At 57.7% G+C, this 20,567-nt stretch carries 18 protein-coding genes and 1 pseudogene; 13 read left to right on the forward strand and 6 right to left on the reverse strand.

What is annotated here, in order from left to right:
• The first annotated feature begins 116 nt into the window (after positions 1–116).
• The 3 genes from ACYVJT_RS08315 (at position 117) to ACYVJT_RS08325 (ending at position 3,098) form a co-directional block, all read left to right on the forward strand.
• Positions 117–980: a methylenetetrahydrofolate reductase gene (locus tag ACYVJT_RS08315; RefSeq protein WP_343956171.1), complete on the forward strand. Its 864-nt coding sequence runs from the start codon at positions 117–119 to the stop codon at positions 978–980.
• Between the two features lie 16 nt (positions 981–996).
• Complete coding sequence (gene ligM, locus ACYVJT_RS08320) at positions 997–2,394, forward strand: vanillate/3-O-methylgallate O-demethylase (protein ID WP_343956170.1); 1,398 nt, start codon at positions 997–999, stop codon at positions 2,392–2,394.
• 98 nt (positions 2,395–2,492) lie between these two features.
• The gene (locus ACYVJT_RS08325; RefSeq protein ID WP_343956169.1) at positions 2,493–3,098 is read left to right on the forward strand and encodes a PadR family transcriptional regulator; all 606 of its coding nucleotides are present in this window, start codon (positions 2,493–2,495) and stop codon (positions 3,096–3,098) included.
• Here ACYVJT_RS08325 and ACYVJT_RS08330 read toward each other — a convergent pair.
• Positions 3,084–3,746 carry a GntR family transcriptional regulator gene (locus ACYVJT_RS08330; protein ID WP_343956168.1) on the reverse strand — a complete coding sequence of 221 codons (663 nt, stop codon included), beginning with the start codon at positions 3,744–3,746 and terminating at the stop codon, positions 3,084–3,086. The genes ACYVJT_RS08325 and ACYVJT_RS08330 overlap by 15 nt on opposite strands.
• A 147-nt stretch (positions 3,747–3,893) precedes the next feature.
• Here ACYVJT_RS08330 and ACYVJT_RS08335 point away from each other — a divergent pair, with 147 nt between their 5' ends.
• The 4 genes from ACYVJT_RS08335 to ACYVJT_RS08350 are packed head-to-tail and all read left to right on the forward strand — an operon-like array spanning position 3,894 to position 7,804.
• Complete coding sequence (locus tag ACYVJT_RS08335; protein WP_343956167.1) at positions 3,894–5,030, forward strand: 4-oxalomesaconate tautomerase; 1,137 nt, start codon at positions 3,894–3,896, stop codon at positions 5,028–5,030.
• A 43-nt stretch (positions 5,031–5,073) separates the two neighbouring features.
• Positions 5,074–6,096 carry an amidohydrolase family protein gene (locus ACYVJT_RS08340; RefSeq protein ID WP_343956166.1) on the forward strand — a complete coding sequence of 341 codons (1,023 nt, stop codon included), beginning with the start codon at positions 5,074–5,076 and terminating at the stop codon, positions 6,094–6,096.
• Between the two features lie 16 nt (positions 6,097–6,112).
• The gene (gene ligK / locus ACYVJT_RS08345; RefSeq protein ID WP_343956165.1) at positions 6,113–6,796 is read left to right on the forward strand and encodes a 4-carboxy-4-hydroxy-2-oxoadipate aldolase/oxaloacetate decarboxylase; all 684 of its coding nucleotides are present in this window, start codon (positions 6,113–6,115) and stop codon (positions 6,794–6,796) included.
• A gap of 9 nt (positions 6,797–6,805) precedes the next feature.
• Positions 6,806–7,804: a VOC family protein gene (locus ACYVJT_RS08350; RefSeq protein WP_343956164.1), complete on the forward strand. Its 999-nt coding sequence runs from the start codon at positions 6,806–6,808 to the stop codon at positions 7,802–7,804.
• 79 nt (positions 7,805–7,883) lie between these two features.
• On the opposite strand, the gene ACYVJT_RS08355 is transcribed toward ACYVJT_RS08350, so the two are convergent.
• A complete protein-coding gene (locus tag ACYVJT_RS08355) occupies positions 7,884–10,880 on the reverse strand; it encodes an FAD-binding and (Fe-S)-binding domain-containing protein (protein ID WP_343956163.1) in 2,997 nt (998 codons plus the stop codon).
• 204 nt (positions 10,881–11,084) lie between these two features.
• Between ACYVJT_RS08355 and ACYVJT_RS08360 the strand changes: the two genes are divergently transcribed.
• Positions 11,085–12,644 carry an acyl-CoA synthetase gene (locus ACYVJT_RS08360; RefSeq protein WP_343956162.1) on the forward strand — a complete coding sequence of 520 codons (1,560 nt, stop codon included), beginning with the start codon at positions 11,085–11,087 and terminating at the stop codon, positions 12,642–12,644.
• A 61-nt stretch (positions 12,645–12,705) separates the two neighbouring features.
• Here ACYVJT_RS08360 and ACYVJT_RS08365 read toward each other — a convergent pair whose 3' ends face one another.
• Positions 12,706–13,170 (reverse strand): MarR family winged helix-turn-helix transcriptional regulator, encoded by a 465-nt coding sequence (locus ACYVJT_RS08365; RefSeq protein WP_343956161.1) that lies wholly within the window; start codon positions 13,168–13,170, stop codon positions 12,706–12,708.
• 129 nt (positions 13,171–13,299) lie between these two features.
• Between ACYVJT_RS08365 and ACYVJT_RS08370 the strand changes: the two genes are divergently transcribed.
• Genes ACYVJT_RS08370 through ACYVJT_RS08385 form a run of 4 tightly spaced genes read left to right on the forward strand, consistent with a single transcriptional unit; the run spans position 13,300 to position 16,816 of the window.
• Positions 13,300–14,223 (forward strand): SDR family NAD(P)-dependent oxidoreductase, encoded by a 924-nt coding sequence (locus tag ACYVJT_RS08370; protein ID WP_343956160.1) that lies wholly within the window; start codon positions 13,300–13,302, stop codon positions 14,221–14,223.
• A gap of 9 nt (positions 14,224–14,232) precedes the next feature.
• Complete coding sequence (locus tag ACYVJT_RS08375) at positions 14,233–15,138, forward strand: amidohydrolase family protein (protein ID WP_343956159.1); 906 nt, start codon at positions 14,233–14,235, stop codon at positions 15,136–15,138.
• A complete protein-coding gene (locus ACYVJT_RS08380; protein WP_343956158.1) occupies positions 15,135–16,313 on the forward strand; it encodes an acyl-CoA dehydrogenase family protein in 1,179 nt (392 codons plus the stop codon). The genes ACYVJT_RS08375 and ACYVJT_RS08380 overlap by 4 nt, the downstream gene beginning before the upstream one ends.
• A 32-nt stretch (positions 16,314–16,345) precedes the next feature.
• On the forward strand, positions 16,346–16,816 hold the full coding sequence (locus ACYVJT_RS08385; RefSeq protein ID WP_343956157.1) for a MaoC family dehydratase: 471 nt from the start codon (positions 16,346–16,348) through the stop codon (positions 16,814–16,816).
• A gap of 96 nt (positions 16,817–16,912) precedes the next feature.
• Here ACYVJT_RS08385 and ACYVJT_RS08390 read toward each other — a convergent pair whose 3' ends face one another.
• Entirely contained in the window at positions 16,913–17,935 is a 1,023-nt protein-coding gene (locus ACYVJT_RS08390; RefSeq protein WP_343956156.1) for an MBL fold metallo-hydrolase, read from the reverse strand.
• Positions 17,936–18,077: 142 nt separating this feature from the next.
• On the opposite strand from ACYVJT_RS08390, the gene ACYVJT_RS08395 reads away from it, so the two are divergent.
• Entirely contained in the window at positions 18,078–18,983 is a 906-nt protein-coding gene (locus tag ACYVJT_RS08395; RefSeq protein ID WP_343956155.1) for a LysR family transcriptional regulator, read from the forward strand.
• Here ACYVJT_RS08395 and ACYVJT_RS08400 read toward each other — a convergent pair whose 3' ends face one another.
• Complete coding sequence (locus ACYVJT_RS08400; RefSeq protein ID WP_499418312.1) at positions 18,984–19,478, reverse strand: tripartite tricarboxylate transporter permease; 495 nt, start codon at positions 19,476–19,478, stop codon at positions 18,984–18,986. It abuts the gene before it with no gap.
• Between the two features lie 46 nt (positions 19,479–19,524).
• Positions 19,525–20,538, reverse strand: a pseudogene (locus ACYVJT_RS08405) (tripartite tricarboxylate transporter permease); the annotation flags it as partial.
• Positions 20,539–20,567: the final 29 nt, after the last annotated feature.

Below are 20,567 nucleotides of genomic sequence, written 5' to 3' on the forward strand. Positions count from 1 at the left end.
TCATGAGTGCAAGAATTTCTATCAAAAGTATTGCAACTCACTATGTACATAGATAGTGTGTGATGTGCGACATCGATTTGGGGCAATTCTGCTCCAACAATAAGCGAGGTTTTCCAATGTCCCCCTCAAGCACTGACACGTCAGCTCAAGCGTTGATGCACGACTTTTCCCTAGAAATGACCGGCAAAGACGTCGATGCTGTGCGTGAGGCAGCACCGCTGCTGCCTCAAGGCACTCGGATCAACGTGACGTTTCTTGGCAACGAGGATCTCGATATGCGGGTGACTGCGGCCAAGGCCGTCAAAGATCTCGGATTCGTTCCCGTGCCGCACATCTCGGCACGTCGCATCGAAAGTGAAGCCGAGCTGAAAGAATTTCTTCAGGCACTCGCCGACGTCGATGCAGCCAAGCATGTTTTCGCGGTTGGTGGCGACCCAGCAGAACCGATGGGGCCATATGGTTCCGCGTTGGAGATGATTGAATCAGGTGTTTTTCCTGAGTTTGGTGTCGAAGAAGTCTCGATTGCTGGCTACCCGGAAGGCCATCAGCACATGGCCGATGACGATTTTCTGCGTGAAACCCAACATAAGCTCTCCGCCCTGACCGAGCAGAATCTATCCTCGGGTATCATCACCCAGTTTGGCTTTGACATCGACCCTGTCGCCGCATGGCTCAACGACCTGGCCGCCAAAGACATCACCGCCCCGGTACGCATTGGTGTGCCAGGCCCCGCGGGGATTCGTCGACTACTCAAATTCGCCAAGCGTTTCGGGGTAGGAGCATCGGCAGGCGTTGCCCTGAAATACGGCTTTTCGCTTACCAACCTGATCGGCACTGCCGGTCCAGATAAATTCCTCAACGAGCTGGCCTCTACGACCCAGGAAACCAATTTCCAGGGCGATGTTAGCGTCCATTTCTACACATTCGGCGGGATCACGAACACCGCCGAATGGGCCAAAGACTTTACTGAAAACCTCTAACGATACGAAAGGTGCCATGATGGCAAACTCTCTTCAGGACCTGCTCAACCAACAATCCGCGGTCGATCTGCTACGCAATGCACAAACCGGCTCCTACATTTACCCGGTTGTTCCAGCGGATTTCGGTAACTGGATCAACGAGCAGCGCGCCTGGCGTGACGCTGCGGTGCTCTACGACCAGTCGCACCACATGGACCAGGTATTCCTGTCCGGTTCCGACGCGATCAACCTGATTTCGGACACCGCCATCAACTCGGTGGCAAATTTCGAGATCGACATGGCCAAACAGTATGTGCCGGTGTCCTCGGTTGGTGCCGTGGTTGGTGACGGCATCCTGTTCCGTGAGGGACAAGACGAATTCACCTACGTCGGCCGTGCGCCCGTCACCAACTGGTTGATGTACCACGCCGAAGCAGGTGACTATAAGAACCTTGATCTGCAGGTGGACCGTCGTTCCCCATCACGTCCCTATGGTGATGCCGTCTCCCGCGAACTCTTCCGCTTCCAGATTCAGGGCCCCGCAGCCTGGGATGTTATCAACAAGCTCAATGGCGCTGAAGTCGAAAAACTGAAGTTCTTCCGCATGTCCCACATGAACATCGATGGACTCAAGGTTCGCACTCTGCGTCATGGCATGGCTGGTGCTCCGGGTCTGGAAATCTATGGTCCCTACGAACACCACGCCCGCGTACGCAATGCGATCATCGAAGCAGGTGCTGAATTCGGTCTGCTGCCAGTCGGCTCACGTGCCTATGCGACGAACACCTTGGAATCCGGTTGGATCCCGTCCCCACTGCCGGGCATCTACTCGGGCGCAGCGGAAAAGGGCTACCGCGAATGGCTGGGAGCAGACTCCTACGAGGCCACCGCACCACTGGCCGGCTCATTCATTTCCGACAACATCGAAGACTACTATGTGAATCCTTGGGAGATTGGCTACGGTTCCTTCGTGAAATACGATCACGACTTCATCGGCCGAAACGCTTTGGAAGCCATCGACAAAGACAAACAGCGTCGCAAAGTCACCCTGGAATGGAACGCCGACGACCTCAAGGAAGTTGTCGCAGCACCGCTGAACGTTGACGGCCCGAACTACAAGTTCTTTGACCTCCCACTGGCCAACTACGGCGCCTCCAACTACGACAAGGTCACCGACGCGGACGGCAACGTCGTCGGGGTCTCGATGTTTACCGGCTACACCGCAAATGAGCGGCGCGGTCTGTCGCTGGCCACCGTCGATGCCAACGTGCCTGAAGGTGCAGAGCTCTCCGTCACCTGGGGCGAGCCGGATGGTGGCTCAGCCAAACTCTCGGTCGAACCGCACGAGCAAAAAACGGTTCGTGCTGTTGTCTCACCGGTGCCGTACTCGACGGTTGCGCGTGAGTCATACCAGACCGGATGGCGCACAGCCTAAACCTCATTTCTCGTCGCGGTCGTATCCAGCCGGATGCGGCCGCGACGTCTCTTCCATAGCGCTTCGCCGCTCACTGTCTCGATTACACTACGGTCACCATGAGTTTACGATCTGCACTGCTTACCCTTTTGTCGTCGGGTCCACATACCGGATACGACCTCGCTAAGAACTTCCACTCTTCGGTGGGGTTTTTGTGGCATGCCCCAGATTCGCAAATTTATCCGGAATTGAAGAAAATGCAGGCGGAAGAGCTCATCACCGGTTACCCGGTGCCGTGGGGTTCCAAAGGGGCAACGAAAACCGAGTACGCGATTACTGACGCGGGTATGGTCTATCTGCGTGCTTGGCAGGAAAAGCCTGTCACCTATCGACCAGAGCGCAATGACATGCGGCTCCGGGCAGCGTACTTTGAATTCGCTGAAGACGCGGATGCTCGACGTAGCCTGCAAGAACACCTGGTGCATTACCGCCAGGTTGCTGCCGACGTAGAATATCAGATGCAGGAGCTCCGAGAGGGGACGACTGAAGTTCATCAACGCAGACTTGCGCGGTACCCGCACGCTGAGCACGCCAGAATCACGCGTTTCAAAATTTTCGCCTACGAGGGTATTCTCAAGCAGGCTGAGGCCGAGATCGAATGGGCACAAGACGGTCTGGCGCTTCTGGGTGCGGCGGGCTCATCCGAGACGTTAGACGCTGGTTGAGTCAGCAATTGCCTGAGTGACAGAGGTTAGATGTGCATGCATCGCGGTCGCAGCAAGCTCCGAGTCGCGTGCGCAGATGGCCTCAATGATGGCCAAGTGTTGCGGTAGCGACACCTGTGGTCGATCCGGCTGGGTGGAGAGCTGAAAGTGATACCGAATCGCCTGGCCGCGTAAGCGTCTGATGGTCTGAGCAGCTGTCGGTTGCTCAGCGATCTCGATGATGAAATTATGCAGCTGACGGTTGAGGTTTGAATACTCATCGCGAGCACCGCGTTCGACTGCCGTTTCCATCTGCGTACCAATATCGCGCAAGTCTTGGGCTTGTTCATCACTGATTTTCTCTGCAGCCTTCCGCGCGCACAATGACTCAACCGCACCACGAACCTCGGTAATCTCAAGTGCTTCTTGCCGGGAGACCTTCCGGATCCGTGCACCTCGATTGGGGATGCGCTCGACCAGACCCTCGGTGATTAATTCATTGAGCGCAAGCCGAACCTCGCCACGAGATGCGCCATGTTCCTCTGCGACATCGGTTTCAACCAGGCGCTGGTGCGGGACCAGGTTGCCCGTGACGATATCTTGTCGCAACCGATCTGTTAGCGATAGTGCTTCTTTTGTCTCGGTTGCCTGCGATGCGTTGCTTGCCATAGCCGGTCTCCAATGGCTGAGGGAATGCTTGCCGTTGACTCCATGATAGTCACCGGAGCTAGATACTCAACAAAAGCATGAACAATATTGTAAACAATCTTGTTGGCAGATAGTCTTGTGTGAGGACACCCACAGTAAAGGAAGAACATGAGCTCTCGTGCAGTGCGTCGCGTTGGGGATCAAACAGCGATCCCATTTCACCTCATGCGGGGCGGTACTTCGCGCGGCCCCATGTTTCGGGCAGTTGATTTGCCACGCAACCCACAGCTACGTGATGCCGTGCTACTGGCGATCATGGGCAGTCCGCATCCCCTGCAGGTAGACGGTGTTGGTGGCGGACATCCGCTGACTTCCAAGGCCGCGATTGTGGAGTGCTCCGAGTACGACGGTGTTGATCTCGATTTCACCTTTGCGCAACTTCAGACTGATGGCGAGACTGTTCAGACGAGTGCCAATTGCGGGAATATGCTGGCGGCAGTGGTGCCATTTGCGGTGGAGTCAGGTTTATTGCAACCCGAAAAGGATGTCACCGAAGCCGTCGTGCGAACCACCAATACGGGGCTCATCGCACGCATTACCATTCACACCCCCGAGTTCGACGGGCACCGCTTTGTCCAGTATTCGGGCAACACGGCCATTGCCGGAGTGCCGGGCGCTGCATCACCAGTGGAGATTCGGTTCCTCAATACTGCAGGATCATTGACCGGGGCACTGCTGCCAACGGGAAACGTGAGTGATGACTTAGCCGTGGGCGGCGACACCTATCGGGTGACGTTGATAGATAACGGCCAACCCTTAGTGATTATCCGTGCCACAGATCTTGGCGTCAGCGGCTATGAATCGGTCGCTGAGCTCAGCGATAACGCCGAGCTCAAGCAGCGCGTCGAGCAGCTCCGCCTGCTGGCTGGAGAGCGGATGGGCCTTGGTGACGTGACGGAAGCATCGTATCCAAAAATGACCTTGGTGTCGCCGCCCATGGCCGGTGGGGCATTGTCTACGCGGAGTTTTATCCCACACCGGGTGCACGAATCGATCGGGGTACTCGCTGCGGTGACCGTGGCTACCGCCCTGATGATGGAAGGCTCCGTCGCAGCCGAAGTGGGCACTGCCGGTACGGGCCGACAGCAAACGCTCGGCATCGAACATCCATCCGGCATTTTTGAAACGTCGCTGGATCTCGATGACACCGGTGCGGTGGTGGCCTCAGGCAACACGCGTACCGCTAGGTTGCTGAGCCGTGGTGAGGTCTTCGTGCCGCACACGGTATGGGATCCCGAGGCCTAGACCGAATTTTTTGGAGAGCCGTTTTTTAGCGGAAGGACATATATTGATCATTGATATTCACGGGCATTACACCACGGCACCGGAGCCGCTGGGTGCCTGGCGGGATGAACAGTTGGCAGCGCTTGATGGCGGTAAACCGCCGGCGGTAGCTGGTCCGGTGATTACCGACGACCAGATCCGAGATTCGATCGAGGCCAATCAGCTGCGCCTGATGGATGAGCGTGGCATTGATGTGCAGGTGTTTTCTCCCAGAGCCTCCTTTATGGCGCACCATGCAGGGGATTTTGAGGTCTCGTCTGCATGGGCGCGGCACTGCAACGATCTCATCGGACGGGTCTCGGAACTCTATCCGGGCCGTTTCGTACCCTCGGCGATGCTGCCCCAATCCTCGGGAGTGGACCCCGCGACCGTCATTGATGAGCTCGAGCGCTGTGTCACCGAACATGACATCGTCGCGGTCAATCTGAATCCGGATCCTTCTGGCGGGCACTGGACCTCACCGCCGCTGACCGATGAACACTGGTTCCCGGTCTATGAAAAGCTCATCGAACACGAACTGCCCGTCATGGTTCATGTCTCGACGTCGGTGAATCCAGCGTTCCACACCACCGGCGCGCACTACCTCAACGCCGACACCACCGCGATTATGCAGCTGCTGGAAGGCGATTTGTTCTCCACTTTCTCTGAACTGAAAATGATCATCCCGCACGGTGGGGGAGCCGCACCTTACCATTGGGGACGCTTCCGCGGTCTGGCCATGATGATGGATAAGCCGCAACTGGAAGATCACCTGCTGAACAACGTCTACTTCGACACCTGCGTCTACCATCAGCCGGGCATCGATACGCTGCTCGAGGTGATTCCACATCAAAACATCATGTTCGCCTCGGAAATGATCGGAGCGGTGCGGACCGAAGACCCAACGACCGGTCACTTCTTCGACGATACCGTGCGCTATATTCAGGCAGCCGACCTGACCGATGCATCACGGCAGTCCATTTTTGAAGACACCGCCCGCAAGATTCACCCGCGTCTGGATCGCCGCCTCAAGGCACAGAACCGGTAGAAGCAAGGAGCAACACATGTATGACCTTGGCGTAGTCCACACGGCCGTCCACCGCCCAGACCCCGATGATGTCGCAGCCTTGAGCAACTACGGCACCGCGACCATCCACGAAGCCATGGGCCGAGTCGGTCTCATGCGACCATATTTACGTCCGGTGTACGACGGGGCAAAACTTTGTGGCCCCGCGGTCACGGTGCTACTGCAACCCGGTGATAACTGGATGCTGCATGTTGTGGCTGAACAAATCCAGCAGGGTGACATCGTCGTGGCGGCCTGCACCACCGAGACGGACGTTGGCTTCTTCGGCGACCTCTTAGCAACGTCCTTCCGCGCTCGCGGTGCGACCGGGCTGGTCATTGATGGCGGGGTGCGCGACACCGCGGAGCTAGCCGAGATGGATTTCCCGGTCTTTGCGCGGGCTATCCATGCGCGCGGTACGGTAAAAGAGACGCTCGGTTCGGTCAACATCCCGGTCAACTGCGCCAATGCGACCGTCAATCCGGGTGACGTGGTGGTGGGCGACGCCGATGGGGTAGTTGTCGTGCCGCGCGAGAACGTGGCCGAGGTTGCGGAGGCTTCCAAAGCGCGGGAGGCCAAGGAAGCTAGCGTGCGCGAGCGGTTGGCCGCAGGTGAGCTGGGATTAGACGTATATGGCATGCGGGAAAAACTTGCTGCCAAGGGACTGCAGTACCGAGAGTAAGGAATCACCATGGCTGAATTAGAAAACTTCGACCTGGCGCACATCAGCGCCGTAGAAATCCTGACCCCAACATTCGATGAGAGCCTGTGGTTCTTCAACGAACTGCTGGCGATGCGCGAAGTCGAACGCATCGGCAACTCTGCGTATTTGCGCTGCTGGGATGAGTACGAAACCTACTCGATCAAGCTGACCGCGTCCAACACCAACGGTGTCGGTCGAACGATGCTGCGAGCCACCAGCCCTGAGGCACTTGAACGTCGCGTCGCAGCCATCGAGGCAACCGGACTTGGCAAAGGCTGGCGCGAACCGGAAGTCGGCATCGGCGCTTGGTACGAGTTTGAGGATCCGGACGGTCACGAATTCGGCATCTACTACGACACCACGCTCTATGTTGTCGACGACGAAGACCGACCAGCGCTGAAAAATCAGGCGTCCCGCTATCCTGGGCGCGGGGTCAATGCCCGCCGCTTGGATCACATTAACTATTTGGCCTCCGATGTGAATGCTGCCGGTGACTTCTGGGAGAGCGTGATGAAATCGCGTGAAACTGAGCAGGTCGAACTGGATGAGGGCGGCTATGCGGCCCGGTGGTTCCGGTTCGCGCAAAAATCCTACGACGTCGTCTACTCTGACGACTGGACGGGTGAGCGTGGGCGCTTCCACCACCTGGCGTTTGCCACCGACACTCGCGAGGACATACTCAAAGCTGCAGACTTCTTCCTGGAAGAAGGCGTGTATATCGAATACGGGCCGTATAAGCACGCGATCAACCAGACGTTTTTCCTCTATGTCTGGGAGCCGGGCGGCAACCGGATCGAGTTCGCCAATGCCGGTGCACGCCTGATCCTGAATCCGGATCAACCCGTTGTTAACTGGTCTGAAGCCGAACGTGCCAAGGGCCAGGCGTGGGGCATGAAGACCGTGCCAACCTTCCACACTCACGGCACGCCGTACGTGGAAAACCAGGAAGAAATCGACCGTGACGCACTGGCTGGGATTCGCCGCTAACCGCGGTACGTGTCTGAACGACGGGAATGAGCTCGACGTGTTCGGCTGAACGTTCTGACGTATCGAGCGCCTTCTCATCCTAGGGTGACTTCGGAGTATGCGCTCTTTCGGCCAGCAGTTCGGCCAGGTGAATGGCCGGAACATCGGCCAGATCGTCCAACTGGATTCTGCAGGACATGCCATCGGCAAGCACCACAGTATTGTTGTCTGCAGCTTCCTGGCGTTGGCGTTGAGCGCGGACCGCAGGCAACAAGTAGGACTCGGCCACCGCCACGGAGGTTTCGTAATGGCCCTTTTCGACGCCGAAATTACCGGCCAGCCCGCAGCACCCGGCAACCTTGGTGACCGTGGCACCGGCCTGTTCCAACAGGGTCTGGTCGGCATCCCACCCAATGATCGACGACTGGTGACAGTGCGGCTGGGCCACCACATCCAGTCTGGACAAGTCAGGTAGCTTCACGCGGTCTTCCTGCACCAGCCGGGTCAGGAGTTCCCCGAAAGTTAGGACCCCGTCGGCGACCGTTTTAGCCTGCGGGGAGTCGGAGAGCTCTTGTACGTCACTGCGCAGCGTGGCCACACAGCTGGGTTCCAGCCCAATCACTGGCACCTGCGAGTCCACATATGGTGCCAGGGTACTGACCGCGTTCTCAATTCGGCCTCGGGCTTGATCCAGCTGGCCTGAGGTGATCCACGGCAGGGCACAGCAAGCGCTCTCGTCGATGAGTCGGACGTCCAGTCCCTGCGACTCCAAATATTGGATGGCCGCCAGTCCAGATTGCGGGAAGAAATGGTTCGTGAATGAATCGGCCCACACCCACACATCGGGCTGGTCCTGGTTCGTCTGGCTCTGGCGTGCAGTGAAGCCGGATTTTTTGGAACTGCGACGCAGCGTTCGATTGGCAAATTTTGGAACCGAGCGCCGCGGATCGATCCCCGTCACCCACTTTGCAACAGCGGCTATCACAGGCACCGTTATCGCGAGGTTGGCCAGCGGTGCTACCGGGGCCGCCAACTTGGCCCAGATGGGAATCCGTCCGAGGAAATAGTGTGTCCGCGGTCGGAGTCGGCGCCGGGGTTTGCCCTCGTCATTGCGGTCGTACTTCTGGTGCAGGGCCTCGGCTTTGTATGTGGCCATATCCACGCCGGTGGGACAGTCTGAAACGCACCCTTTGCACGACAGGCACAGATCCAGGGCTTCATGTACGGACGGATCGCTGAGTCCCTTGACCAGGGTGCCGTCCATGGCTTCCTGCAGGATGCGGGCGCGACCGCGGGTGGAGTCTTTCTCATCTCTGGTGGCGATATAGGAGGGACACATGACCCCGGTGGTGTGCGGGGCCACGCACTTGCCCACGCCGGTGCAACGGTGGACTGCGGTGCCAAAGTCTCCATCGTCGTGGGGGAGTTTCAAGCCGGGCCAGGGGAGTGGCACATTGGGCTGGGTCGGACGGATATCGTCGGTGAAGTTTGCCACCCCGGTGGCTGGTCCGGCAGCGGTACTTTCGGCTTGCGGGGCCGTGATGATACCGGGATTCAGCAGGTTGTCTGGGTCGCAAATCTGTTTCGCTTGCGCGAAGAGGTCCAATGACGTCGCGTCGTACATATATGGCAGTAACTCGGAGCGCGTCCGGCCGTCGCCGTGCTCCCCGGAGATGGACCCACCGTAGACGGCTAATTTTTCGGCGCAGGCAAGCATGAAGTCGCGGAAGACCTCGATGCTGGCTGGATCTCCGTGGTGGAAGGGGAAATCGATTCGGCAGTGGATGCAACCGTCCCCGAAGTGTCCGTAAGGGTAGCCGTGGAGTCCGAAGTCCTGCATGAGCGTTTCGAAGTCACGCATCCAGGCACCCAAGTGCTCTGGCGGGACCGCTGCGTCCTCCCACCCGGCATGTGCCGGGGTGGGCAGGCTGATTGAGGCCAGGCCGGCACCGTCCTCGCGGATTTTCCACAGTGCTGCTGCCTCGGCGGCATCGCCGATGACTCGGGTGTCGATGGCCTGTGCGGCGTGGCTGACCGTCTTCAATATCGCGGAGGCCTGTTGCCCGGTCGCTTCGACGAAGAGCCAACTGCGTCCGTTGGGCAGCTGCGGCACGGGCTTGCCAGCCGAGCGGACCAACTCCACGAGTCGGGCGTCCATGCCTTCGCAAGCGATGAGGCTATTGGGCCCGAATTCGCTGCGCGCAGCATCCAGGATATGGGGCACAGCGTCGGCGGCCTCACTGATGGCGTCATAGCCCAGCACCAACAACAGTCGGCCGGGTTCATCGACGACCAGCTGTACTTCGGCCTCCAACACGGTGGCCAGGGTGCCCTCGCTGCCTACCAGGAAGCGTTCTATCCGTGAGCGGTTTTCGGGCAGTAGGTGTTCGAGACTGTAGCCGGAGATTTGCCGGTCAAATTGGCCGAAGCTCGTACGGATGTGGGCAAGATTTTCTGCGGCTAAATCCATCAGTCGCGCCGCCGTGGAGCCCTCGGGCTGGCCGCGACGAGAGTCAAAGTCACCCACTTCCCCATTGCCGAATAGTACCTGTGCCGCCTGCACATTATCGACTGTGCGACCGTATCCCAGGGCACGCGAGCCGCAGGCGTTGTTGCCAATCATCCCGCCGAGAGTGCACCGCGAATGCGTTGACGGGTCCGGACCAAAGCGCAGCCCGTGTGGTGCGACCGCACGTTGCAGATCCGCGTGCACCACACCGGGCTGGACCCTGGCGGTACGTGCCACCGGGTCGAAGTCGATGATGCGGTTCAGATCTCGGGTATCGACGACGATTCCTTCGCCCACCGCGTTGCCTGCAATCGAGGTGCCGGCACCTCGCATCGTCACCGGCACTTTCAGGTCGCGAGACACCTCATGAAGGGCGTGGAGCTCATCGACGTGCTGCGGCAGGGCGACCACTTCCGGCAGCACCCGATAGAGACTGGCATCAGAAGAGTACATCCCGCGCGACAGCCGCGAGTCATCCACGTTGGAGATCCCTGCCGCGCGTAAGGCCGAGACGATCGCACCCCTCTCGGCTTCGGCCAGACTGCTTGTGGTGGCGGAGCTAGGTACTTGCTGCTGCGACGGTCTCATGCTGTGGGCCCTTTCGGTCGGTGTGTGGTCCGCAGGTGAAGCCCGGTGGTTGAACTACCCTACGGCACACCACCGCCCAGAGTCTGTGTCCGTCTGCCTCGATGGTAGATGATCTATTTTCGCAATCGTTGCGAATAGCAACGATTTGGGGCAAAATGTAAGTGATATGAGACCGCTCACACAGAAACGCTTGCAAGGAGTGCGATGACGAATCACGGTTTAGGCGATTGGATCCATCGACGGGAAGTAAAGTCTGCCGGTCGAATGGCGATTACCGCGGGAACATTGGAGCTGACCTACGAGCAGTTCTCGGAACGCATTAACCGCTTGGCCAATGCCATGTCGGAGCGCGGTGTTCAACGTGGCGACCGGGTGGCGTTCTTGGGTGAAAACTCGGTTGAATTTCTTGAGACGCTCTTCGCGTTGGGCAGTATTGGCGCGGTTTTCGTACCGCTCAATACTCGTTTAGCTGGCCCTGAAGTCGCGTTCCATCTCGATGATGCCGGGGCAAAAATACTCGTCGCCTCACACACCATGGAGCCGCTGGTGGCAGCGGGGGTGGCGGAGACCGATGTTGAGCGTGTCATCGTTGTCGATGATGGTTCACGAGTTCCTGCCGAAGACGGTCGGTTGACTCTTCCGGTGGAGCAATACGGCGACGTACTCGAAGGCGCCAGCGCTACTCGGCCGCAAGTCAATGTCGGCATCGATGACCTGGCTATTATTCTCTATACCTCGGGAACGACGGGCAATCCAAAAGGTGCCATGCTCAGCCATGCCAACATGACCTGGAATGCGCTGAACGTCATCTCCGATATGGACATCAGCAATCACGAAGTTGCCCTGATGATCTCACCGATGTTCCACGTTGCGGCGCTGGGTATGGGTGTGCTGCCGACGTTCCTCAAGGGAGGTCATCTCATTTTGGAGCCACGATTTGAGCCGGGCCGCGCGCTACAACTTATTGAGCAGCACAAAGCCACTTACATTTCTGGCGTGCCCACGACGTATCAAATGCTGGCCGAGCACCCCGATTGGGAAACCACCGACATTTCCTCGCTCCACAATCTCACGTGTGGCGGTTCTGCAGTCCCACTGCGCATCTTGGAAACCTATGAGGATCGCGGGCTGAGCTTCACGATGGGATACGGCATGACCGAAACCGCCCCGGGCGCAACGACGCTTCCGGCTCGCTATTCCCGCGAAAAAATGGGGTCGGCCGGTCTGCCGCAAATGCACACGCATATTCGCGTTGCTGATTTTGACGGCAACGAACTCCCACCCAATGAGGTTGGCGAGGTTCAAATTCAAGGCCCGAACGTCATTTCCGGCTACTGGGAACGCCCGGAAGCCAACGAATCCTCCTTCATTACCGATGACGGCGGCACCTGGTTCCGTTCCGGCGACATGGGGTATATGGATGACGACGGCTTCCTGTTTATCTCCGATCGTCTCAAGGACATGATCATCTCTGGTGGGGAGAACATCTACCCGGCCCAGATCGAGCAAGAACTCGCCCAAATGGAGTCGATAGCATCGGTAGCAGTATTTGGTGTTGCCAATGAGAAGTGGGGCGAAGTGCCTCGCGCAGCGGTTGTGGTTCGAGAAGGACACGAGCTCACCGAAGAAGACGTGCTGTCCTATCTTGACGGCAAGCTGGCACGATACAAGATTCCAAAATCGGTGGTCTTCGTCGACGATATGCCGCGTACAGCATCCGGCAAGGTGCGCAAGCCGCAGCTTCGCGAGCTACACGGCGAATAGTCGACACGAAAAAGGGGTACAGCGCTCAAGCTGTGCCCCCGTGGCGTCAAGTCAAGGAACGCTACAGCGTGGCCTTGATGAGTAGTTCACGCAACTGATCGCGCTCACTTGAGGTCAGGTTGGTGAGCACGTGGTCTTCAGCTTCCATGGTGATTGCTCGTGCCTCGCGGTAGAGCTTTTCGCCCGACGGCGTTGCCACAATATTTTTGGAGCGACGATCGTTACGGTCGGTTTCTCGGGTCACGAGGCCGCGATCTTCAAGCGCGTCGACGAGTGCAACGATTTGGGATGGATCCAGGGCAACGAAAGCAGACATCTCGCGCTGGGTGGGTTTCAATGATGACGCGGCGAGTGCAAGAACCGAAAACTGCCGAACATTGAGATCCACGGTTTCCAACATTTTATTCGCGTGGCTGTTGCCCTTAGCAGCAAGCCGGGCGGTGAGAAACTGGACCTCTTGAACCAGTTCGGTCTCACGCAGGGGAGATGGATCGAGATCATTGGCTGTTAACAGTTCGGCGTTCATAGAAGCATTTTCCCATCAATTATTGACATCTACAAAATTCTAGGTTGGGATAGACAATAGGTGTTATTCACAATTATTTCTAGATGCAACTAACACTTGTATCCAGTTCACAATGAATTGAGGGGCAAAATGTCACTGAACGGTAAAGTAGCCATCGTTACGGGATCAGGAGCTGGTCTAGGACTAGCTTACGCACAAGAACTCGCACGCCAAGGCGCAAGCGTCGTCGTGAACGACGTGAATGAAGACGTGACCAATCGCGCAGTCCAGTCCATCACTGATGAGGGTGGCAAGGCCTTTGGAGTAACGGCGGCCGTCGGATCCACTGAGACCGCAGAAAAGCTCGTCAATGCTGCCGTGGAAGAGTTCGGCCAGCTCGACATTTTGGTGAACAATGCGGGCATTCTGCGTGACCGCAGCCTGCTCAAAATGTCGGACGACGACTTCGACGCCGTCATCAATGTCCATCTGCGCGGTACCTTCACGTGTGTCCGTGCGGCATACGATTACTTCAAAAACAACGAGGTCAAAGGTCGCATCGTGACCATCGGTTCGCCAACCGGTCAACGTGGCAACTTTGGTCAAACCAACTACGCCGCTGCCAAAGCCGGCATCGTCGGGATGGTTCGCACCTGGGCTCTGGAAATGAAACGCGCCGGTGTGACCGTCAACGCCATCATTCCGGTTGCTGCAACCGCCATGACCGAAACTGTGCCATTCTTCTCGGCTGCGATCGAAGCGGATAAAGCAGGCGAAGCCATGCCAGACTTCTTCCGCAAAGACCTGGGCTTCGGGCCGGTTGCCGACGTTGCCGGACTCGTGGCATTCCTGGCATCTGACGAAGCGCAGAACATCTCCGGTCAAGCCATCGGTGTGGGCGGCGACCGTCTCCAGGTGTGGAGCCACCCAGAACCAGTTGCCACTGAATTCAATGATGGCGGGTGGACCTACGATGCTTTGCAATCGAAGGGGCGTACCGTCATCGAAAACAACCTGCAGGAGGTTGGCGAAAAGATGCCAGAACTTCCAGCAGAGCTGCAGCCAAAGGCCTAGGTGGTATCCATGGCAGTCTATGAATCCAATATTGATGTTTCGGCCATCTCGGCGTTGGACATGCACGTCCACATTGAGCTGGACGAACAGGGCCACAAGCCCATGCCAGAAGTCTTCTACGAGGCATCAGCCAAGTATTTCAAATCCGAAGACCGTACGCCCTCGATCGATAAAATCGCTGACACATATCGAGAGCTCGGTATGGCAGCGGTCGTGTTCACCTTGGACGCCCGCACGCAGTTTGAGGGCCACCTGCCCAACTCGATCGATGACGTTGTAGCCGGTGCGGCTCGTCATAACGACGTGCTGTTGCCATTCGGCTCGGTTGACCCGCGCAACGGGAAAGCGGCTATCGAAGAAGCGCAGCGTCAGGCCACTGAACTTGGCGTTCGCGGCTTCAAATTCCACCCGTCAGTTCAGGGGTTTGATCCATCGGACCGGCAGTATTACCCGTTGTGGGAAGCACTGCAAGAAATTGGCTTGCCGATGCTGTCTCATACTGGGCAAAACGGTATGGGCGCCGGGCTACCTGGCGGTGCTGGCCTCAAACTGCGGTACTCGAACCCGCTGCTGCTTGACGATGTTGCCGCAGACTTCCCGAACCTGCCGATCATTATGGCCCACCCGTCCGTGCCTTGGCAGGACGAAGCGAACTCGATCGCCACCCACAAGTCGAATATTTACATCGACCTCTCGGGGTGGTCGCCGAAGTACTTCCCGGAATCGCTGGTGCGTCAGTCGAATAACGTGTTGAAGCACAAGGTGCTATTCGGGACCGATTTCCCGCTCATCCCACCAACCAAATGGTTGGCTGCGTTTGATGACCTGCCCATCAAGGACGAAGTTCGGCCGCTCATCCTCAAGGACAACGCGGTCAAACTGTTGGGTCTTGGCCAGGGCGGTGACGCTGCATGAGTCGCACACCTAGCTGGGATGTTTATGGTTTCTCGGATCGTTTGACGGCGGCCGAGCAGGCCGCATTAGACGAGCTGCGTCACACGCTCGATGAGAAGGTATACCCCTATCTCAATGATGCGTGGCACGAAGACCGGTTCCCCGAAGAGATCATTGAGCCCTTGGAGTCCTTGCGGCTGATGGAGCCGTCTGCATTGCACGAGGCCGGCGAGTCGGTTCGCGATATTTTCGAGTCGATGCGCACTTTCGAGCTCGCGCGCTGTGATACTAACGTCGCGACGTTCTTCAACGCGCAGGCAGGGCTGTTCCGCACGGCCGTCACGCAAGGTGGCAGTGCTGAACAGGTTGCCGAACTGGATCCGAAGATCGTCAACTATGAACTCCAAGGTGTTTTCGCGCTGACCGAACCAGAGAACGGTTCTGACGTGGCCAAGGGTCTGCAAACCTCAGCTACCCAGAATGCCGATGGCACCTGGACGATCAACGGCGCAAAGCGTTGGATCGGTGGGGCATTCCGTGCCGATGTGCTCTGCACGTTCGCCCGCGATACCGCCGATAATCAAGTCAAAGCATTCCTCGTGCCACGCGACGCGCAGGGTGTGACATTGGAAAAAATCGGTCACAAAGCCTCGCTGCGGATCATGCAGAATGCTGACATCACCTACACCGACGTGCAGGTGGACGATGCGGCGCGGTTGCAGAACATTAACTCGTTCCGCGATGTGGCCAGCTGCCTGCGCTTGATGCGTTCCGATGTGTCATGGATTGCGACGGGAGCGATGGCCGGCGCCTATGAGGCCGCGGTCCGCTACACCACCAAGCGTGAACAGTTCGGCAAACCCATCGCCGGCTTCCAACTGATTCAAGAAAAGCTTGCGACCATGCTTGCCAACGTCACCGCATCCGTTGCGATGGCCATGCAACTTACCGAGCAGCAAGGGGCCGGAGTCTATAAAGACGAGAACTCGGCACTGGCCAAGATGTTCACCGCATCAAAGCTGCGTGAAACCGTTGCATTGGCCCGCGAAGTATGCGGCGGAAACGGCATCACCCTGGACACCGACGTCGCGCGCTTCCATGCGGATGCCGAAGCCGTCTATTCCTATGAAGGCACACACGAAATCAACGCGCTCATCGTTGGCCGTTCCATCACCGGCCAGAGCGCTTTTGTCTAACCTGAAATACAGCAAAGGAACTTCTGATTACCATGACTGAACCTACCGCACGTACCGTTGTTGCATTTGACGAGGTAGCCAACCTTGCCGGCACCGACCTGGGGGTCACCGAATGGACGACCGTCACCCAAGAAATGATCAACACGTTTGCTGATGCCACCAGCGACCACCAGTGGATCCACACCGACGTCGAACGCGCCAAAGAAGGCCCATTCGGTGCACCGATCGCACACGGCTTCCTGACCCTGTCGTTGATCATTCCATTCTGGTCCGAACTCTTCGACGTCACCGGCGTCTCAACCAAGGTCAACTACGGCCTGGACAAAGTGCGCTTCACCAACCCGGTCAAAGCCGGTGCACGCATTCGCATGAAAGCTGAAGTCGCGGATGTCCAAGAAGTCAAGGGCAACGGCCTGCACCTGGTCACCAACGGCACCATTGAGATCGAAGGAGAAGAGCGCCCAGCAGTTGTGGCGACCTTCCTCTCGCGCTTCTACGCATAACAACACGGAGCAGTGTGCAACGAGGCCCGTGGAACGTACAACAACGTTCCACGGGCCTTCGTATTGAATTTGCCTAGCCGCCGCTCGTCACTCTCGTCAGGCATCGGGCACTGAGAACCCAATGACGTCCAAGTCGTCCGGGATCAAGAACTCACCCGAGTAGTCGACCGCGAACCGTGTCCACTGTTCGGGTGAATCAAACTCGGGCACCAGATGGTGCAACGCAAGTCGGTGCGCGCCGGCTTCACGAGCAACTCTGACAGCGTCCTGCACCGAGGTGTGAGACTTATAGTGATGATCTACAGAAGCGCGCGAGGTCTCGTCATGCTTGCCTGCATACATCTGCTCAATGAAATCGAAGTTGATGGCTTCGTGCAGCACCAGGCCCGCCCCCTGAGACAGCGTGACCATGTTAGGCGTATAGGTAGTGTCTCCTGATATCGCCACTGACCCCTGCGCTGTGTCAAACCGGAAGGCGAAGGCGGGAGCAATCGGTGGATGCTCCACGAGCGTGGCAGTCACGACGACGTGCTCGTCGCGGAAAACTTCGAACGGGGCCATCTGCGGCACCGGCTGATCGTTGGCGTGGAAGCCCACTTCGGCCGGAATGTCGATGTCTTGGGCATTGAACAGATCTAACGGCGAGGGTCGCAGTGAATCGATGATGCGATCGTTCAAGTTTGTGGCGTAGGCGCTCATCAACTGATTGAACATACTGCGTGTACCAGGCGTCGGGTTTTCAGGCGCGATTGGTTGCGGAGATGTTTTCGCTCGCGGTGAGACCGCCGGCAACACGCCACGGTCACCAGGTCCGAAGATGGGGACCGGATGATCGAGACGGTCCTGCAACTCATATAGTCCGAACAGGCCCACAGTATTCAGATCCACCGTGTGGTCCGAATGAAGGTGGGTGATGAAGACGCCCTTCAGCGCGCTGAGCGGCAGCCCTGCCTGCTCCAGCTGTCGGCCAACACCATGACCGCAGTCGACCAGGTAGAAACCGTCCTCGACAACTATCGCCGTAGCGATGCCTTTTCTCGAAGAATCGCGCCAGAACCGAGGCCCGCCTGCGGTGCCAAGGGTGACCACGTGATGATGCTCGCCTTGTGTGAAGTCCATTTAATTTGGCTCCTTACCGTTGTAGATTGAGTTCTTCTTGAGTGTGCCCAAGAATGTCCATAGTGAAAATTGAATATCGTCATGGCAGCTAGCACGTTCGTTGAGCCAACCGACTAGCTGCACACACACTGGAGTTTCGACATTGTCTGATATCACCGTGCGCCAATTGGAGTACTTTCTCGCCGTCGTTGACTACGGCTCGATCAGTGCCTCCTCGCGGGCCTTGCACATAAGCCAAGCCGCCGTCTCTATGGCGGTGCAGCAGTTAGAGGGGAGCCTCAACGCCCAGTTGCTAAGCCGCTCCCCAGCGCGTCGAGCCACGACGACGCCGGCTGGTGACTCGCTCATTCCATACGCGAGGCGCGTTATAGCCGCGGTAAATGATGCCGCAGCGGTTGTGCAGGATGATCAGTCGCGCATGCGAGGCACGTTGCGTCTCGAAGTTACAGCGTCGATCTCCCCGCACGTAGTTCCGCCCTTGATCACCCACTTTCATAAACACCACCCGCAGGTGACGATCGAAGTTGCCGAATCGCGACCAGCCGAGCTATACGATTTCATTCGTCGAGGCAATGCGGATCTCGGTCTGCTGTATCAACGCCAAACCCACCCCGGGGTCACCACCACAACGGTGCACGAAATCCACCCCTATGTCGTGGTTGCTGCGAACCATCCCCTCGCGGACCGGTCGTCGATCTATCTTGCTGACCTTATTGATGAGCCGCTGATCCCCGTGGACATCCCACCTTCGATGCAGCGGATCACCGAAGCCATCGCCGGAGTTGGTTTGACGCCGAAGATTCAGTGGCCGAGCTCGAACTACGAGACCGTCCGTTCTATGGTGGCTCATGGTTTGGGGTGGTCCTATTTCAACCTGATTCCGTCCTCCTATGTCGCTTACGATGGTCGCGAAGTGCGCTACATTCCTGTTGCCGATACGACGCCGCATAACGCCATCGTGGCAGTTGAACAGCCTGACCGGACCCGTAGCGCAAAGGTCGAAACAGCCATCGAATTTTTGCGACAACACCTCGAAATGCATAACTGATCAGTGTTTCCGGTCGGTTGAGCCTATTGTGCGCTCAGCCTCTTGATACTGATCCATGGTGGGTAGCATGCGCTTCTTTCGGCGGCGGGAATCGTAGGCGAACCAGACGACCGCGATGATCAGCAAGGACATGATGATGAGGGGGATGGGGCGCTGCAAGAAAATCATGAACGATCCATCGGACAGTATCATGGTGCGGCGGAAGTGTTCTTCCAAAATGGGTCCGAGGATGAATCCAAGGATGAACGGCCCGAGATCGAAGTTGAACACTCGTAAAAAGTATCCGACGACCCCGAAAATAATCGCTAGCAGCACGTCGAACATTGAGTTCCGCACCGAATAGACTCCGGCAACTGCGACCATGAGAATGATTGGTGCCATGACCTTGCCCGGGATCTTCAGCATCTTCACGAACAGGGCGATCAACGGAAGGTTCAGGAGCAGTAGCACGACGTTTCCGACATACATCGAAGCGATTACGCCCCCAGAAGACATCGGGATGATCGTTAACTAATCCGGGCCCGGGGGTAATGTTGTGCAAGAGCAAGGCGCCGAAAATCAACGCCAGTACCGGGTTGGGCGGAACACCGAGGGTTAGCAGGGGAATGAACGCGGAGTTCGAGGACGCATTGTCTGCGGTCTCTGTGGCAGCCAGCCCATCGATAGCACCTTTGCCGAATTTCTCTGGTTGTTTGGAGAACCTTCGCTCGGCTCCATAAGCCAACACCGAGGAGATCGTGCCACCGCCGCCAGGAATGATACCGACGAAGAAGCCAATAATGGAAGCACGGGCAATGGCAAAACGACTGCGGATCCAGTCTGTTTTTGTAGGCAGCACCCTATCGATGGTCGTCTTGGCTAACCCGCCATAGAAACCCTGCTGAGCGTTAAACATGATTTCTCCGATGCCGAAGACACCGACGGCAACCGCCACGATGTGGATCCCGGCAGTGAGCTCAAAGGAACCGAAGGTAAGACGTTGTTCCGCGGTAGTGGGGTCAAGGCCAACGATGGAGATGAGGATTCCCAGCGCTGCAGCGATGAGGGCTTTCGGTCGGGAACCGGTTCCAATGAATGCGATCATCAGCAAGCCCAGCCCGGCAAGAACAAACATGTCCGGTGAGGAGATATCACCGGCTACATTGGCCAAAGTTGGAGCGAGCAATGTGAGGCCGATGATGGCGACGGTACCACCGAGAAACGACCCGATCGCAGTGATGCCTAATGCTGGCCCGGCTCTGCCTTGCTGGGCGAGCGGGTGCCCGTCGAAGGTGGTGATCACCGCTGATGCGTCTCCGGGCATGCGCAGGAGAATGGCTGGTATTCGACCGCCGTACATTGACCCGTAATAGATGCCGGCCAACATCACGATGGCGCTGGCCGGTTCAAGAGTGTAGGTCAGGGGCAGCAGCAGAGCGATTGTTGCCACCGGGCCGAGACCGGGAATCAGTCCGATGACGGTCCCGACGGTTACGCCGATCAGGACGAACAGCAGGTTCTCCCACTGGAACGCCACGAAAAAGCCGTAGCCTAAACCGTTGAGGATTTCATTCATGATGCAGAACTTTCAGTCGGTGCGAGCGG

The organism is Yaniella soli, assembly GCF_054782375.1.